Below are 14,796 nucleotides of genomic sequence, written 5' to 3' on the forward strand. Positions count from 1 at the left end.
GCCCGCCGATCGGCGGGCTTTCTTTATGACGAAAAGTGAATCTTGGCCTCCAGATTAGGTTGAGAATCCGCGTGAGCCAAGGCTTCATCCTTGTCGATCAATTCTTCTCGGTACAGTCTGTAAAGCACCGAATCCATATCCTGCATGCCACGGACTTTGCTGTCTTCCATGGCCGCCTTGATTTTGTCGAACTGACCCTTGGCGATCAATTCGGCGATATACGGGGTATTGAGCATCACTTCGACTGCCGGCAGGCGGTGCCCATGGCGCCCCATGACCAAACGCTGCGAGATAATTGCCCGCAGATAGAGGGACAGATCGAGAAACAACTGGGCATGCTGGGTGGCTGGATAGAGATTCGCAATACGATCCAGTGTCTGCGGGGCATTGTTGGCATGGAGGGTGGCCATCACCAGATGTCCGGTTCCAGCCAGTTCAACAGTCGCGGCCAGCGTTTCCATGTCCCGAATCTCGCCCACCATGATCACATCCGGTGCAGCCCGCAGCGCGCTTCTCAACGCCGACGCATAATCAATGGCATCGACACCGAGTTCACGTTGATTGACCACTGACTTTCGGCTTTCGAGAAAAAACTCGATGGGATCCTCGATGGTCAGGATGTGCCCAGGGACATGTTCGTTGCGATGTTGCAGCGTTGCGGCCAGCGTTGTCGACTTACCACATCCGGTCGATCCCACAACCAAAATCAACCCCTGTCGCAACAAGGCCAAGTCCTGAAGGATCAGAGGCAGTTCCAAGTCTCGAATGCGAGGCAAGGCGGGCTGAACATACCGCACCACCAATGCGACCTGTCCGCGCTGGCGAAAGGCCGTGAAACGAAAGCGTCCGACCTCCGGCATGATGTAGGAATAATCAACCTGCCATCGTTGCCGAAACTGATTGCGTTCACGCTCATCGAAACTTTCATCGACGGCCCGCGCAACTTCGTCAGCTGAAAGGGGCATCCTGCCGATCGGCCGGTTTCGCCCTTCGAGCCGCAACTGCGGCAGTGATCCCGGGCTTAGGTACAGGTCAGATGCTCGCTGCGCCACCATCATTTCCAGATAAGGTTTCAAAAGCATCGCGAATCGAACCTCCGCAGGTAGCATCTGATGATCAAGAACGCGTTTCCAGCATCGTCAAGCGCTCATCGTCCCGGCGGGAAACCTTGCCACTTTCGAGCTTGATGCGCAGGCGAAGCTCGTTCTTGGAATCGGCATTGCGCAAGGCATCCTCGTAGCTGATCTGATCATGCTCATACAGATCAAACAGATACTGATCGAAAGTACACATACCCTGGGCAATTGATTTGGCCATCACCTCCTTGATCTGGTGAACGCCTCCCTTGAAGATGAGATCTGCGATCAATGGCGTGCCGAGCATGATCTCGAAGGCGGCAACTCGGCCGGAACCGCTGAGATGGGGTATCAGGCGCTGAGATATGATGGCTCGAAGATTGAGAGATAGATCCATCAGCACCTGCTCCCGCTTATCCTGGGAAAACAGGTTGATGATCCGGTCCAGCGCCTGATTGGCACTGTTGGCATGCAGCGTACAGAGACATAAATGACCCGTTTCGGCAAACTGCACGGCGTATTCCATCGTTTCCCGATCCCGAACCTCGCCGATGAGGATGACATCCGGCGCTTGCCGCAAGGTATTCTTCAGAGCAACCCCCCAGCTCTCCGTATCCACCCCCACTTCGCGCTGCGTGACGATGCTGTTCATATGGGGATGAACGAACTCCACCGGATCCTCGATCGTGATGATGTGACCCTGCGAATGGGCATTGCGATAGCCGACCATGGCGGCGAGGGTTGTCGACTTTCCTGAGCCAGTCGCCCCAACCATGATGGCCAGGCCTCTCTTGGACATCACCACTTCTTTAAGAACATCGGGCAAGCCGAGCGACTCGAAATCGGGGATCTCGGTTTTGATGGTGCGGAGCACCATGGCCACTCGACCTTGCTGGATGAAGGCGCTCACCCGAAAGCGACCGATTCCACGCGGCGAGATGGCAAAGTTGCATTCGTTGCTGGCTTCGAATTCGCGAGCCTGTCGATCATTCATGATCGCGCGGGCTATGGTTGCCGTATGTTCGGGCAAAAACGGCTTTTCGGCCACGGGATTCATGGCACCATCGACCTTGATGGCCGGTGGAAAGCCTGCCGTGATGAATAGATCGGATCCGCCGCGGCGCACCAACACCCGCAGCAGGTCATGCATGATGCGAACAGCCTGATCGCGATCCATCGGTCCTCCCGTTCAGAAATTGTCTTTGTGAACCGCTTTTGCCTTGGCGATTTCTTTGGTGATCATGTTCTTGCGCACCAAATCCTGCAGGCACTGATCAAGGGTCTGCATGCCGAACTGTTGACCGGTCTGAATCGAGGAATACATTTGGGCAATCTTGTTCTCTCGAATCAAATTGCGAATCGCGGGAGTGCCGATCATGATTTCATGGGCAGCGATGCGACCACCGGCCTTTTTCTTAAGCAGCGACTGTGAAATGACCGCCTGCAGGGACTCCGAAAGCATGGCACGCACCATGTCCTTTTCCGCAGCGGGAAACACATCGACGATGCGATCGATGGTCTTGGCCGCCGAACTGGTGTGCAACGTGCCGAAGACCATGTGTCCGGTTTCCGCAGCTGTCAGCGCCAGCCGTATGGTTTCCAGATCACGCATTTCCCCCACGAGAATCACGTCAGGATCCTCACGCAGGGCCGAACGCAACGCCTCGGCAAACCCATGGGTATCACGCTTGACTTCGCGCTGGTTGACCAGGCAGCGCTTGCTGGGATGCACGAACTCGATGGGATCCTCGATGGTGAGGATATGTCCGGCTTCATTGTCGTTGACGTAGTCGATCATCGCCGCCAGTGTCGTCGATTTTCCCGAGCCGGTCGGACCCGTCACCAACACGATACCGCGCGGTTTGAGCGCCAGCTCTTTGAAAATGGCTGGACAGGCCAGTTGTTCCAGAGTGAGGATCTTTTCCGGAACGGTGCGAAATACCGCGGCCGGACCGCGATTCTGATTGAACGCATTGACGCGAAACCGGGCAAGTCCCGCAATGGCAAAGGAAAAATCGGTTTCGAAGTATTCCTCATATTCCTTGCGTTGCCGATCGTTCATAATGTCGTAAATGAGATCGTGGGTCTGCTTCGGCTCCATGGGGGGCAGGTTGATCCGGCGGACGTCGCCATCGACCCGGATCATGGGCGGCAGCCCAGCCGACAGATGCAAATCCGAGGCCCCGTTCTTGACGGAAAATGACAACAACTGTGCGATATCCATCGCCCACTCCGAAAGCCCGTGACTGACCCTAGAATTAGCGACCAACCCTTGATCGGCCTTGAGTCTGTCGCAGCCGCTCAGACAGGCGATCGAAATGCTGCGGTACATGCGCGGATTCGCGATGCAGCGCGCCAAGTCCAACGGGATCCATCCCTGATCAGGCTGTTGGCGGTATCCAAGGGACAACCCGTCACCGCAATCGAGCACCTGCGTCGTGCTGGCCAGCGTGAGTTCGGCGAGAGCTATCTCAAAGAGGCGCTGGAAAAAATGGACGCGCTGGCTGATCCAACGCTGATCTGGCATTTCATCGGCCCGCTGCAATCCAACAAATGCCGGGACATCGCCCAACGCTTCCACTGGTTGCACAGTCTGGATCGTGCAGGCCTGGCGGACCGCCTGAACCGGCTTCGCCCGCCTCACTTGCCGCCGCTGGAGGTCTGTCTCCAAGTCAAGTTCAGTGAGGAACCACGCAAGGCGGGGATACCGCCTCACGAACTTCCGCGGCTGGCCGCACATGTGGCGCGGTTGCCCCGTCTGCGTCTGCGCGGATTGATGACCATTCCCCGGGCGTCCGACGACATCGCCGAGCAGCGCGCGACCTACCGCCATCTCCGCGAACTCTTCGATGCCTTGCGCCGCGACGGCCATTCCCTCGACACGCTTTCGATGGGTATGTCCGGGGATTTGGAAGCCGCAATTTTCGAAGGAAGCACCCTTGTTCGCGTCGGCAGCGCACTTTTCGGTCCCCGCGCCCCGAATCCCGCAGCATCACTGCCGGGTTGCACACCACCCGACAGATGCTGATCATAGATCGCCACCCCCTACGTGGAGCCTGACGAAACCTCATGCACCCTTTCATCGGTTTCATCGGTGGCGGCAACATGGCCACCAGCCTGATCAGTGGATTACTTCGTCAAGGCATTCCCGCTTCGGCCCTGGGCGTTGCGGAGCCTGATGCGGAGAAACGCACGGCGTTGGCGAACACCAGCGAGCTGTTCATGACAGCCGACAACCTGCAGATCGCCGAAAAGTCCGATGTCTTGGTCCTGGCCGTCAAGCCGCAAATCCTCGGCGAGGTCTGTCAGTTGCTGCGCGGTGGCCTGGGCAGTCATAAGCCGCTGATCATTTCCATCGCCGCAGGCGTGGATACCGGGACGTTGGCCCGTTGGCTCGGTGGTTCGCTTCCATTGGTCCGCGCCATGCCCAATACACCTGCGATGCTCGGTTATGGCGCGACCGGTTTGTTCGCCACGCCAGCCGTCAGTGCGCTGCAGCGCCAGTGGGCAACGCAGCTGTTCGAGGGAGTCGGTATCGCACGGTGGCTGGATGACGAAGCCGACATTGATCTGGTCACTGCCCTGTCGGGAAGCGGTCCGGCTTACTTCTTTCTGTTTATGCAAGCCTTGGCGGACGGTGCAAGAGAACTGGGGATGGATCCCGATCTGGCACGGGAGCTGACCCTTCAGACGGCCTTGGGCGCAGCACAGATGGCCAAGCACAGCGGATTGGGCGTGGATGAACTGCGACGACGCGTGACATCCCCTGGTGGCACCACGGAGCAGGGGCTCAAGATCCTTGAGCGGGAAGGATTGCACCGGATTGTTCGTGAAACACTAGAAGCCGCGCAGGCTCAGGCCCTCATTTTATCCAAAGCATTGGGAGCGTCGATGTAATGCCTGGCTACTGGCAAGATCCCCTGATTTTCTTGTTTTCCACGCTGTTCAAGTTGGCGATCGTGCTGTTCTGGGTCCGCGTCATCGTGGTTCTGAATTCCCGGGACCGTTTCGATCCGTTGCTTCGATCGATCGTGCAACTGACTGAACCGGTTTTAGCGCCGCTGCGGAAAATCATTCCGCGCTATCGGGGACATGAGCTGGCGGCCCTGCTGGTGCTGCTGGTGCTGCAAATCGGTTTTTATTTCGCGATCACAGCCATTTCGGGGCTTCGCATCCCGTTGCCGCTGCTCCCTCAGTTTGCCTTGGCCGACCTGACGATTCTGGTACTGAATGTCTATACCGTGGTCATTCTGATCCAGGTCGTGCTGAGTTGGATCTCCCCCAACCAGTATCCCCCCGCGGCGCTGCTGTTGTTTCGCCTGAGCGGGCCCATCCTCGATCGCGCACGCCGTATGTTGCCGGACACCGGCATGATCGATTTCTCGCCGCTTCTGGTCTTGTTGGTGATCCAAGTGCTCAAGCGACTCATTGCGCCGCTGGGAACCGGCTTGTAACGACGATGCCGCCCGATATGTTCTATCGGTGGGATGGACCCGATATGATTCTGGCGCTGCAGGTTCAGCCGAGTGCCCGCCGAATGGGAATTATCGGGCCCTACGGAGACCGTCTCAAAATCGCCATCGCCGCACCAGCGAACAAGGGACGGGCGAACCAGCAATTACTTCGATGGCTGGCTGAAGCCTTGGACCTGCCGTTGCAACAGTTCGAATTGGTTCAAGGTGCGACCTCGCGCGCCAAGCGCATCCGAATCCGTAACGCGCCGCCGCTTCTGGCTCAGCGTCTTCGACACTGGGACCGGATGCCCTGAAAGCGCGGATCGCCCTTGCGTTGCCCTTTGGGCGCCACTAAACTCGGCCGGCCATGCTCCCCAATCCAGCACGCCTGAACCATGCCATCCCGCGATACCCCTGACATCGCATCCCGGCGCACTGCCCTGCCGCCCAATTCGGTAGGTCTGGTGACGCCTCAAGAGATGGTCTTCGATACGCCGCTGGAACTCGAGGGTGGGAAACGGCTGGACCGCTACCACTTGGTATATGAAACCTACGGCACGCTCAATGCCGACCGCAGCAACGCCATCCTGATCTGCCATGCCTTGTCTGGAGATCATCATGCAGCAGGTTATCACCAGCTCAGCGATCGCAAGCCCGGCTGGTGGGATGCCTGTATCGGCCCCGGAAAGCCATTCGATACCCGTAAGTTTTTCATTGTCTCCCTCAACAACCTCGGCGGTTGCAAGGGCAGCAGCGGCCCGACGAGCATCAATCCCGAAAACGGAAAAATCTACGGCCCCGATTTCCCGATCGTGACCGTGGGCGACTGGGTCAACAGCCAGCGCCGGCTGGGCGAGCAGCTCGGCATCCGGCAATGGGCCGCCGTGGCTGGCGGCAGCCTAGGTGGCATGCAGGTCATGCAATGGGCCATTCATCACAGTGATGCGGTTCGCCACGCCCTCATCATCGCGGCGACCCCGAAGCTGTCGGCGCAAAACATCGCGTTCAACGAAGTGGCGCGCCAAGCGATTCTTTCAGACCCCGACTTCCATGATGGCCGATACCAGGACTTCGGGATCGTGCCGCGGCGCGGATTGATGTTGGCTCGCATGTTGGGCCATATCACCTATTTGTCTGAGCACTCGATGCGTGAGCGTTTCGGGCGGGAATTGCGCGAAGGACGAATCCGGTTCGGCTTCGACGTCGAATTTCAAGTCGAGAGTTACCTGCGCCATCAAGGGACCTCGTTCGTCGATCGCTTTGATGCCAATACCTACCTGTTGATGACCAAGGCACTGGATTATTTCGATCCAGCGCAGGAATTCGGGGGGAGTCTCGCACAGGCCTTTCAGGCCAGCCGCTCCCGCTTTCTGGTCATTTCGTTCACCAGCGACTGGCGGTTTTCCTCCGCGCGCTCGCGGGAAATCGTGAACGCCTTGATGGAAGTCCGAAAATCGGTGTGCTATGCGGATATCCGCTCCACACAAGGTCATGACGACTTCCTCATGCCCAACCCAGACTACCTGGACGTCCTGAATGCCTACATGGAGCAGGTAGCCGAGGAGATCGAAGGATGAGCGCCTTACGTCCTGATCTGGAGATCATCTCCCACTGGGTTCGCCCCAGGACGCATGTTCTGGATTTGGGCTGTGGCGACGGCACCCTGTTGCGTCATCTACAGGAAACCCGCCAAGTCACCGGCTATGGACTGGAAATCGATCCTGAAAACGTCGTGAAATCGATCAAGGCCGGTATTCAGGTCGTCCAAACGGACATCGATCAAGGGCTCGCTCCCTTCGCAGATCAATCCTTCGACTATGTGATCTTGACTCAGGCGTTACAGGTCGTCCATCACCCGGAACAGTTGCTGCGGGAAATGCTGCGCGTGGGTCGGGAAGGCATTGTGACCTTCCCCAACTTCGGCCATTGGCGGTGTCGGCTGCAATTGGCCTGGAGAGGTCGCATGCCGCTGTCGGAAACACTGCCACAGCCATGGTACAACACGCCCAACATCCGTCTGTGCACCTTGAAGGATTTTGAAATCCTGTGTCGGGAGCAAGGCTATCGAATTCGAAGCCGTCAGGTGGTCGACTCACGTCATCATGGGAGCTGGTTGATGCACTTTTCCCCCAATTTGCTCGGGGAAATCGCGCTCTATAGCCTGACAGGACGGAAAGGCCCGCTGTAATAGCGGGTGGGCTATACTTCGAAAAAGCGGTCCAATATCGTTAGTGTGTCCAGGGAGACTACCATGAAAACAGCCAGAGTCCGTTCCATGTACTGGGTCGCTGCCTTGTGCTTGCTGGCCTTGCTGGCATCCACCGTGCAAGCCAACAGTTTCGAATATGAGAACTATATCTTCCACTACAATGCGCTTCGCACTGACGAGCTTCCCGCGGAATCGACGCAAAAAGCGGGAATTCAGCGCAGCCGTAATCGGGGTATGATCAACCTGGCCTTACGCCAGAAACAGGCTGATGGCAGCACCACGGCGATCACCGCGGCAATCTCCGCCAGTGCGGTCAATTTGAACAATCAGTATCGCGAACTGTCGCTGCGCGAGATGCGTGATGGCGATGCCATCTATTACATCGGCGATTTCCCGATCAACAATCAGGAAACGCTGCGCTTTCAGATCAACGTGCTTCCAGATGGCGCAAGCAAGCCGTTCAAGGTTCAATTTGAAAAGGAATTCTTTACGGGGCCTTGAGCAACATTTCCGCCGGCCGGCGGTGATCCGCTCCCGCGCTTCCTGAGCGATGGCCCGATCAGAGCGCCATTGCCCAATCCCAATGACAACCAGCGAACCGCGCTGACTGGCGGCTACGCCAGCCAGCGCCTCAACTCCTTTGTGATATCAGTTCGGCAGCCACCTCGGCTGATAGCGTCCGCTCTCGTAGCCTTTGAAGAAGATCCGTAGCGAGAGATGCTCTACAGGCGCTTCGAGATCATCAACTCTCAGCACCGATTCTGGAACATAGGTCTGATACTTGTGCCCGTCGACCAACAGCCGATACCACGGTTGGTCGCGATCGGGCGCCGGAAAGGCATCCTGCGGATACCAATCCTCGCGCCCAAGGAAACGCGGGTCTACATCCAGCACGACAGCGCGATAGCGGAGATCCCGGTGCTCAACGACGTGACCGGGAGCGAACTTTGCCTGACATACGGTCGCCATGGTGAACTCTCCTTTGCTGTTTTTCTTGTTGGATCGAGGATTTAAAGAGTGGTCAACGATCAACCCTCTTTTCTCGGACACGACGGAAAGCGACTCGTTCATTCTAACGGCGTGGAAAACACCAGCTTGAGTGCTAGCGCTCATTCAAGCGTGGCAAGAGCGCCACCAAATTACAGGGATGGTGGCGTGCATCGAGCTGGAACTGGATGATTCGATCCCATCCAGTCTCACACGCATTGCGCGAACCGGGCAAACAGAAGATCACGGTCGCATTGGCCACCCCGGCGAATGCACGGGACTCGAGCGTCGAGACCCCAATTTCCTGAAAGGACAGCTGCCGAAACAGCTCACCGAAGCCATCAATCCGCCGATCGAGCAAAGGCTCGATTGCCTCTGGCGTCCGATCCCGTCCGGTCAAACCGGTCCCGCCGGTCGTGATGATTACCTCCACGGCTGGATCCGCGATCCAAACACTGACCTTTGCACGCACCTGATACAGGTCGTCCGGCAGAAGCGCGCGATCCCGAAGACGATGACCCGCCCCCTGCAACCGCGAAACCAGAAAATCGCCCGATGTATCGGTCTGCGGTGTACGGCTGTCCGACAGCGTCAGAACGGCGCAATGCAGTGAACGAAATTCAGCCTGAGCCGGCATAATCTCACCCCTCATCCTGATAGAAGCGATGCGCAAGATCGCGCAAGATTTTCAGTTGACCGTGGAAAAAATGGCTCGCATCCGGCACGGTAATCACGTTTACAGGCGGCACGAATTGCGCCGCCCAAGCGACCACACGCTCAGCATCCACCACCTCATCAGCCATCCCCTGAATCAGCCACCATGGACATTCCGGAGCATGATCGGGAAACCCATCGAACCGGTTTACGGGGGGCGCGACGGTCAACAATCGCGACACCGGTGTTTGCAAAGCCACCCGCACAGCCACCCAGGCACCGAACGAAAACCCTGCCAGCGCTGGACGATGGGCCGGCCATCGCCGAGTGGCCCAGGTCAGCACTGCCTGGGCATCATCGAATTCCCCATCACCGTGATCATAGGTCCCGTCACTGGCGCCCACGCCCCGGAAGTTGAACCGCACGGCATGCCACCCCACGTCGACTGCGGCCCGCGCCAGCGTGGTGACGACCTTATTGTTCATCGTCCCACCGAATTGCGGGTGAGGATGGCAAATCACGACCACGCGTGCACGGTCCTCGGCGGGCGCCATGGGCTGATCCACCTCGATCTCCAAGGCGCCAGACGGTCCGGGAATCGTGGTCAAGCGGGAATCATCGCGCATCAGGATGCCTCATGTGGCGAGCGTAACGGTGCCAAAGGCGTACAACCGACCCGTTTCTCGGCCGTAGACCCGGCTCTGGTTGGCAATCAAAGGTCCCGCCTTGCCGAGGCTGGTGCCCACGACGATCAGGGCTTCGTCCCTCGGAGGCGCGACAAACGTGAGCTTGAGCGCCGCTGTCGACATGCGGGTGATCCGGGCATTGAGGCCAAAGCTGGCGAACACCCCGACATTGTCGCAAGTGAGCAACTGGACGCCCGCCGACAGGGCGCCAGACGCATCGCGCATCTCCGGGGTATTCGCGACCTCAATGACACAGCGGCCCGCACCCATTTCACAGAGCGTCAAGCCCGGCAAGCGCTTTTTCATGTTGGTCTCGAGGAGGGCACCCATGCGACCGGCATCGACCTCGCCGCTCCAACTGCCTGCCAGTGATGGGGTTTCCGGTAACGGCCCAGCATCGACCGACTCATCATCTGAGCGGGCGAACACCCATTGCCCCTGCGCGATGAGCTGACCTTGCGGGTCGCGAGTTTCCGACGCCACAAACGCAAGTGTCCGGCCGGCGCGCAACAACTGTGCAGAAGCCACCACGTCTACCTCGCGCGCCGGTCTCAGATAAACGATCTGGCCGTCCAGCGGACGTACACCCGCCAGATCCGTAGCGTTCCCCCAGGCCGTTGCGACTTCCAGTCGCGCGGCATCAAGCAACAAGGACGCCAAGATTCCGCCATGCACCACCCCGCCGTCGGCGTTGAGCAGCCGCGTATCATAAGGAAGCCGCAATCGTTCGGCGCCATCACCGGGATTCAATTCAACCCCAAGAAAACGTGCCCAGCCATCCTGAGCGTAGGCCTCAGCCAGTTGATCCGAGACCGATTGAGATGTCCTCTCCATGAGAATATGCTTCCTTGTATCGACGTGCACTAGAAAGACCAATCGAGCCGCAGCAGGTGAAATTCGACGCCATCGTTCGGCGGCTGGATGCTTGCATTAGACAGATGCTGGTAACGATAGCCCAGCGTCCACCGCCCGCTTGGTGAGCGCCATTCGACGCCGATGTGGTCGCCGAACTGAAAGGCCGAACCGAGGCGCCTGTCCTCGAAACGGACAGCCGACAGCAAATGGGCACCGATGCCGAAATTGATGCCGATCTGTCCCGCGGACACGGCGCGATGTGCCGCGAACAGCGGTGTCACCCCGACTTCCCAGACAGAGCGGTCATACTCGCCATCGGACCACCGGCCAACAACCATCTCGGGAGTCACGTCCCAAGACCATGTCCCCGTCTGCCCCAGCGCATAAGCCCGAGGCCCCGAAATCCCCAGCCGCACCAACTCGCCGCCGGTTTCGGTTCTGCCCAGCTCGATACCAGCCATCCACGACGCCGAGGCCGCCAATGGCATCACGCCTGCCGCGACGGTCACTACCCGCCCCAAGGTCTGCAGGAGTGTAATCATGATGCATTCTCCCTGATGTCACGTATTCTTGCGTCCGATGAAGCGCAATACTACCGTTTCAATACGCCTCCAATACCAAGAACGCCTATTCCGCTGCCCTCAAACGTTCAAGGACAACATCCGTGTGGACCGAATTGCTGGGCCAATATGGCCTGTTTGCTGCCAAGCTGATCACTTTACTCGTTGGCGTACTCGCCCTGGCGCTGATCGTTGGGGGCATGCGTCGCCAACGCCCACCGATTCCACAAGGCGATCTGCAACTCGAACATCTGAATCGGCATTATCAGCGCTTGCGCGACGGGCTGAGCCGCAGACTGCAGCCGGCACGAAACGGTCGTTGGCAGCGTCTCAAGAATCACCGCCCATGGCGCGCCAAAGCCAAGACCCCGCCCGCTCAGACCAATGGCCGACGCGTATTCGTTCTCGATTTCCACGGCGATTTGCAGGCATCAGCGACCGTCGCCCTTCGTGAGGAAATTTCGGCTTTGCTTCAAGTCGCCGAAAATCACGATGAAGTCGTCCTGAGGCTGGAAAGCAGCGGCGGAATGGTGCATGCCTATGGACTGGCCGCTTCGCAGCTGCAGCGCCTGCGCGACCGTGGGATCGCGCTAACGGTCTGCGTGGACAAGGTGGCTGCCAGCGGCGGATATATGATGGCCTGTGTCGGACAGCGCATCGTCGCCGCACCGTTTGCCATTGTGGGATCCATCGGCGTCGTGGCCCAACTGCCCAACTTGCACCGGCTTCTCCAGCGACGCGATGTCGATATTGAACTGCACACTGCCGGCGTCTTCAAGCGCACGCTCACCGTCCTGGGAGAAAATACCCCGGAGGCGCGAGAGAAGTTCCGCCAGGAACTCGAGGAAGCCCATGATCTTTTCAAGCAATTCGTCCGCCAGCACCGCACCCGCCTTGATATCGACAAGGTGGCCACCGGGGAGCACTGGTACGGCACCCAAGCCCTTGAACTGCGATTGATCGATGAAGTTTCAACCAGTGATGACTATCTGATGCGCCTGCTCGACCAGGCTCAGATCTATCGACTGCGCTATCGCCTTGCGCGCCCCATGTCTCGGCGGCTGTTGAGCCTCGGGGGACGTCTGGGCGACACGGTGGTGTCGTGGTTGGCGAGCCGGCACCATCTTCTCTTTAAAGACTGATGGTGATCATTAACAAATGGGGAAATATTTTTTCAGGCAATTGACAAAATCATGATGGCTCCCTATGATTCGATCCCATCAACCGCTCGATGATTCGAGCGGGGCTGAGCAAGGTCATAGCACTGTGTCTCCTCCTGAAAGGACCCCCTCGTCCTTTCACGCACTTGACCCCCTGACCCTCAGGGGGTTTTTTTTGCCTGTAATCCGCCCAGAGTCAACTATTCCGCAATGTCGGGTACACTGATTGCGCGTCGAATCCGCACAGGAGACCCTGATGAAGCCCTTGAGAATTGCCCTCGCCCTCAGCCTCATGACCCCATTTCTCGCGTCGGCTCATGGCGGAGACCATGCCGACCCCATCCGCTACCGCCAATCGGGCTTTTACCTGATCGGTTGGCATTTCGAACCCATGGCCGCAATGGTCAAGGGCGAAATGCCGATGGACACTAAGGACTTTGCGGCCCACGCAGCAGCGGTATCGGCCGTAGCCCCCCTACTGACTGCTGGATTCGCAAACGGCCCCCACAAGGGCAAGAGCGACGCCAAAGCCGAGATCTGGAAAAATCCCGCCGACTTTGCAAAGAAGATGGAAGCCTTTCAAAACGAAGCCGCGCAACTGGCTGAAGTGGCCCAAGTCGGCGATACGGCCAAAATCAAGGGCCAGTTCATGAATACCGCCAAGACCTGCAAGGCTTGCCACGATGACTATCGCAAGGATTGATCATTACAAGCAGGAAACGACCAAGTAGACCGCCACAACGCTGATCAGCAACAGTCCAGCGGCCCGCCAGGGGGAAGCCTCCCCTTGGTGCGGCGCCACCTCATCCGACAGCAGCTTCTTGCCCGTCACCATGGGGAGCACCAGATTGTCGCCGAAGCGCCACCGATAAAAGCCGATCGCGCCCACGTGCACCGCAACAGCAGCTATCAGAATATTGATGTTGACCTTGTGCACCCCGGTCGCCCAGCGGCTGTATTGACGCGGCACCCGGTCTGCCAACGGCCCCGATACCAGAATGTCATCGGTTGAGAATAGGCCGGTCACCACCTGAATCAAAACCAGTAGCAACAGCAGAAACACCATGTAGCCGCCCAAGGGGTTATGGCCCACGTACACCGCATGGCGCCCCGCAGCCAATTCACGTGCGTAGCGCCAAGCGACGCCCGGCCTTGCGATAAAACTGCCGAATTGGGCCGTTGGCGCCCCCAGGAAACCCCACATCAGCCGGAACAGCAGCAAGGCCAGGATGCTGTAGCCAGCCCAGAGGTGATAGGTCATCCATTCCAGTCCGGCTTGAGCGGTCGACCATGCGACCACGAGCAACACCACCAAGGACCAATGGAAGAACCGCGTCGGTAGATCCCAGACCCGGACCGGTCGAGCGGCGTTCTTTTCGTTCATCTCCGTGATCATACCCCTATGGAGTTGCTGCACCTGGCTGCGAACACCGATACACCATACCGAGAGCACATGATCACCGAGCGCTTGCCCGAGATCAAATCCGTGTGCGCCTGTTTGCTCCGGTCTCTCCGGAACGCTAAGCTTGCCTCGCCGCCCGTGCTCGGATTGAGTGACGGGCATCGTCGATACATGATTTCAAGGAGACGAGATGAAAAAGCTGGGAGTGGGCGTGATGGTAGTCATGCTGGGCAGCGTTTCCGGATGGGCTGCGGCCCAAGACGTCGTGGAGCCGATGGCGGTGGAACAAGGCGCCGCTCTGCCAGACCGCGATCAGATCTACGGATTCGACATCATGACCAAAGATGAGCGCAAACAGTACCGCGAGCAGTATGAGGCGATCGAATCGGATGAGGACCGGCGCACGTTTCTGAACCAGCACCGTCAACGGATGCAGGATCGTGCCCGCGCGCTGGGTTTCGGCACCCCAGAACAAGCTCAGGAAATGCAGAAGGAGGGATCGATGGTCCGCGGCGTGGATACCTCGAGCAAGAGCCGCAAAACAGGCCATGGCATCCACGACTACCTGCACTATTAATCAGAATGCATTTCACCCATTGATCAGAAAGGCGCCCTCGGGCGCCTTCTTTATTTTGATGCCGTGTATGGGTCAAGAAATCGCTGCCCAAGCCGATCTTAAAGGCACTGGATCCGAGCAACCCAGGGTACAGGGAGCACCAACCCCGAAACGCTCTTTCCATCGCAAAAAGGACA

At 58.4% G+C, this 14,796-nt stretch carries 19 protein-coding genes; 10 read left to right on the forward strand and 9 right to left on the reverse strand.

Features of this window, described 5'->3' with window-relative positions; genetic code table 11:
- Positions 1-23: 23 nt before the first annotated feature.
- The 3 genes from E4680_RS11085 to E4680_RS11095 are packed head-to-tail and all read right to left on the reverse strand — an operon-like array spanning position 24 to position 3,300.
- A complete protein-coding gene (locus E4680_RS11085; RefSeq protein ID WP_240696196.1) occupies positions 24-1,109 on the reverse strand; it encodes a PilT/PilU family type 4a pilus ATPase in 1,086 nt (361 codons plus the stop codon).
- Between the two features lie 7 nt (positions 1,110-1,116).
- On the reverse strand, positions 1,117-2,253 hold the full coding sequence (locus E4680_RS11090) for a PilT/PilU family type 4a pilus ATPase (RefSeq protein WP_135282483.1): 1,137 nt from the start codon (positions 2,251-2,253) through the stop codon (positions 1,117-1,119).
- Between the two features lie 12 nt (positions 2,254-2,265).
- A complete protein-coding gene (locus E4680_RS11095; RefSeq protein WP_135282484.1) occupies positions 2,266-3,300 on the reverse strand; it encodes a type IV pilus twitching motility protein PilT in 1,035 nt (344 codons plus the stop codon).
- 51 nt (positions 3,301-3,351) lie between these two features.
- On the opposite strand from E4680_RS11095, the gene E4680_RS11100 reads away from it, so the two are divergent.
- The 7 genes from E4680_RS11100 to E4680_RS11130 all read left to right on the forward strand — a co-directional run bounded on the left by E4680_RS11100 (position 3,352) and on the right by E4680_RS11130 (position 8,240).
- Positions 3,352-4,104, forward strand: coding sequence for a YggS family pyridoxal phosphate-dependent enzyme (locus E4680_RS11100; RefSeq protein ID WP_135282532.1), 753 nt, complete (start codon positions 3,352-3,354; stop codon positions 4,102-4,104).
- 41 nt (positions 4,105-4,145) lie between these two features.
- Complete coding sequence (gene proC, locus E4680_RS11105; RefSeq protein WP_135282485.1) at positions 4,146-4,973, forward strand: pyrroline-5-carboxylate reductase; 828 nt, start codon at positions 4,146-4,148, stop codon at positions 4,971-4,973.
- Positions 4,973-5,530 (forward strand): YggT family protein, encoded by a 558-nt coding sequence (locus E4680_RS11110; RefSeq protein WP_135282486.1) that lies wholly within the window; start codon positions 4,973-4,975, stop codon positions 5,528-5,530. Before proC ends, E4680_RS11110 begins: the two co-directional genes overlap by 1 nt.
- A gap of 44 nt (positions 5,531-5,574) precedes the next feature.
- The gene (locus E4680_RS11115; protein WP_167792483.1) at positions 5,575-5,844 is read left to right on the forward strand and encodes a DUF167 domain-containing protein; all 270 of its coding nucleotides are present in this window, start codon (positions 5,575-5,577) and stop codon (positions 5,842-5,844) included.
- Positions 5,845-5,925: 81 nt separating this feature from the next.
- Entirely contained in the window at positions 5,926-7,107 is a 1,182-nt protein-coding gene (gene metX / locus E4680_RS11120; protein WP_135282488.1) for a homoserine O-succinyltransferase MetX, read from the forward strand.
- The gene (gene metW / locus E4680_RS11125) at positions 7,104-7,718 is read left to right on the forward strand and encodes a methionine biosynthesis protein MetW (protein WP_135282489.1); all 615 of its coding nucleotides are present in this window, start codon (positions 7,104-7,106) and stop codon (positions 7,716-7,718) included. The genes metX and metW overlap by 4 nt, the downstream gene beginning before the upstream one ends.
- Before the next feature lie 111 nt (positions 7,719-7,829).
- Positions 7,830-8,240 (forward strand): DUF4426 domain-containing protein, encoded by a 411-nt coding sequence (locus E4680_RS11130; RefSeq protein ID WP_167792484.1) that lies wholly within the window; start codon positions 7,830-7,832, stop codon positions 8,238-8,240.
- A gap of 147 nt (positions 8,241-8,387) precedes the next feature.
- Here the strand turns inward: E4680_RS11130 and hspQ are convergent, their stop codons facing one another.
- The 5 genes from hspQ to E4680_RS11155 all read right to left on the reverse strand — a co-directional run bounded on the left by hspQ (position 8,388) and on the right by E4680_RS11155 (position 11,463).
- A complete protein-coding gene (gene hspQ / locus E4680_RS11135; RefSeq protein ID WP_167792485.1) occupies positions 8,388-8,708 on the reverse strand; it encodes a heat shock protein HspQ in 321 nt (106 codons plus the stop codon).
- Positions 8,709-8,841: 133 nt separating this feature from the next.
- Positions 8,842-9,363: a molybdenum cofactor biosynthesis protein B gene (gene moaB, locus E4680_RS11140; RefSeq protein ID WP_135282492.1), complete on the reverse strand. Its 522-nt coding sequence runs from the start codon at positions 9,361-9,363 to the stop codon at positions 8,842-8,844.
- A gap of 4 nt (positions 9,364-9,367) precedes the next feature.
- Entirely contained in the window at positions 9,368-10,006 is a 639-nt protein-coding gene (locus E4680_RS11145; RefSeq protein WP_135282493.1) for an alpha/beta hydrolase, read from the reverse strand.
- A 9-nt stretch (positions 10,007-10,015) separates the two neighbouring features.
- Positions 10,016-10,900, reverse strand: coding sequence for a PaaI family thioesterase (locus E4680_RS11150; protein WP_135282494.1), 885 nt, complete (start codon positions 10,898-10,900; stop codon positions 10,016-10,018).
- A gap of 29 nt (positions 10,901-10,929) precedes the next feature.
- Positions 10,930-11,463 (reverse strand): acyloxyacyl hydrolase, encoded by a 534-nt coding sequence (locus E4680_RS11155; protein WP_135282495.1) that lies wholly within the window; start codon positions 11,461-11,463, stop codon positions 10,930-10,932.
- Positions 11,464-11,585: 122 nt separating this feature from the next.
- Between E4680_RS11155 and sohB the strand changes: the two genes are divergently transcribed.
- Both sohB and E4680_RS11165 read left to right on the forward strand, forming a co-directional pair.
- Positions 11,586-12,623 carry a protease SohB gene (gene sohB / locus E4680_RS11160; protein WP_135282496.1) on the forward strand — a complete coding sequence of 346 codons (1,038 nt, stop codon included), beginning with the start codon at positions 11,586-11,588 and terminating at the stop codon, positions 12,621-12,623.
- Between the two features lie 274 nt (positions 12,624-12,897).
- On the forward strand, positions 12,898-13,344 hold the full coding sequence (locus tag E4680_RS11165) for a c-type cytochrome (protein WP_135282497.1): 447 nt from the start codon (positions 12,898-12,900) through the stop codon (positions 13,342-13,344).
- A gap of 3 nt (positions 13,345-13,347) precedes the next feature.
- Here E4680_RS11165 and E4680_RS11170 read toward each other — a convergent pair whose 3' ends face one another.
- Positions 13,348-14,025, reverse strand: a complete 678-nt coding sequence (locus E4680_RS11170) for a cytochrome b/b6 domain-containing protein (protein ID WP_167792486.1) — start codon at positions 14,023-14,025, stop codon at positions 13,348-13,350.
- A gap of 208 nt (positions 14,026-14,233) precedes the next feature.
- On the opposite strand from E4680_RS11170, the gene E4680_RS11175 reads away from it, so the two are divergent.
- Entirely contained in the window at positions 14,234-14,620 is a 387-nt protein-coding gene (locus E4680_RS11175; protein WP_135282499.1) for a hypothetical protein, read from the forward strand.
- The last annotated feature ends 176 nt before the right edge of the window (positions 14,621-14,796 follow it).

Source organism: Candidatus Macondimonas diazotrophica (assembly GCF_004684205.1).
Classification (GTDB): Bacteria; Pseudomonadota; Gammaproteobacteria; order UBA5335; family UBA5335; genus Macondimonas; species Macondimonas diazotrophica.

Excerpts from the sequence above, each read along its gene's own strand:
- E4680_RS11085 (WP_240696196.1), bottom strand. The coding sequence starts at position 1,109 with ATGCTACCTGCGGAGGTTCGATTCGCGATGCTTTTGAAACCTTATCTG.
- E4680_RS11090 (WP_135282483.1), bottom strand. The coding sequence starts at position 2,253 with ATGGATCGCGATCAGGCTGTTCGCATCATGCATGACCTGCTGCGGGTG.
- E4680_RS11095 (WP_135282484.1), bottom strand. The coding sequence starts at position 3,300 with ATGGATATCGCACAGTTGTTGTCATTTTCCGTCAAGAACGGGGCCTCG.
- proC (WP_135282485.1), top strand. The coding sequence starts at position 4,146 with ATGCACCCTTTCATCGGTTTCATCGGTGGCGGCAACATGGCCACCAGC.
- E4680_RS11110 (WP_135282486.1), top strand. The coding sequence starts at position 4,973 with ATGCCTGGCTACTGGCAAGATCCCCTGATTTTCTTGTTTTCCACGCTG.
- E4680_RS11115 (WP_167792483.1), top strand. The coding sequence starts at position 5,575 with ATGATTCTGGCGCTGCAGGTTCAGCCGAGTGCCCGCCGAATGGGAATT.
- metX (WP_135282488.1), top strand. The coding sequence starts at position 5,926 with ATGCCATCCCGCGATACCCCTGACATCGCATCCCGGCGCACTGCCCTG.
- metW (WP_135282489.1), top strand. The coding sequence starts at position 7,104 with ATGAGCGCCTTACGTCCTGATCTGGAGATCATCTCCCACTGGGTTCGC.
- hspQ (WP_167792485.1), bottom strand. The coding sequence starts at position 8,708 with ATGGCGACCGTATGTCAGGCAAAGTTCGCTCCCGGTCACGTCGTTGAG.
- moaB (WP_135282492.1), bottom strand. The coding sequence starts at position 9,363 with ATGCCGGCTCAGGCTGAATTTCGTTCACTGCATTGCGCCGTTCTGACG.
- E4680_RS11145 (WP_135282493.1), bottom strand. The coding sequence starts at position 10,006 with ATGCGCGATGATTCCCGCTTGACCACGATTCCCGGACCGTCTGGCGCC.
- E4680_RS11150 (WP_135282494.1), bottom strand. The coding sequence starts at position 10,900 with ATGGAGAGGACATCTCAATCGGTCTCGGATCAACTGGCTGAGGCCTAC.
- E4680_RS11155 (WP_135282495.1), bottom strand. The coding sequence starts at position 11,463 with ATGATTACACTCCTGCAGACCTTGGGGCGGGTAGTGACCGTCGCGGCA.
- E4680_RS11165 (WP_135282497.1), top strand. The coding sequence starts at position 12,898 with ATGAAGCCCTTGAGAATTGCCCTCGCCCTCAGCCTCATGACCCCATTT.
- E4680_RS11170 (WP_167792486.1), bottom strand. The coding sequence starts at position 14,025 with ATGAACGAAAAGAACGCCGCTCGACCGGTCCGGGTCTGGGATCTACCG.
- E4680_RS11175 (WP_135282499.1), top strand. The coding sequence starts at position 14,234 with ATGAAAAAGCTGGGAGTGGGCGTGATGGTAGTCATGCTGGGCAGCGTT.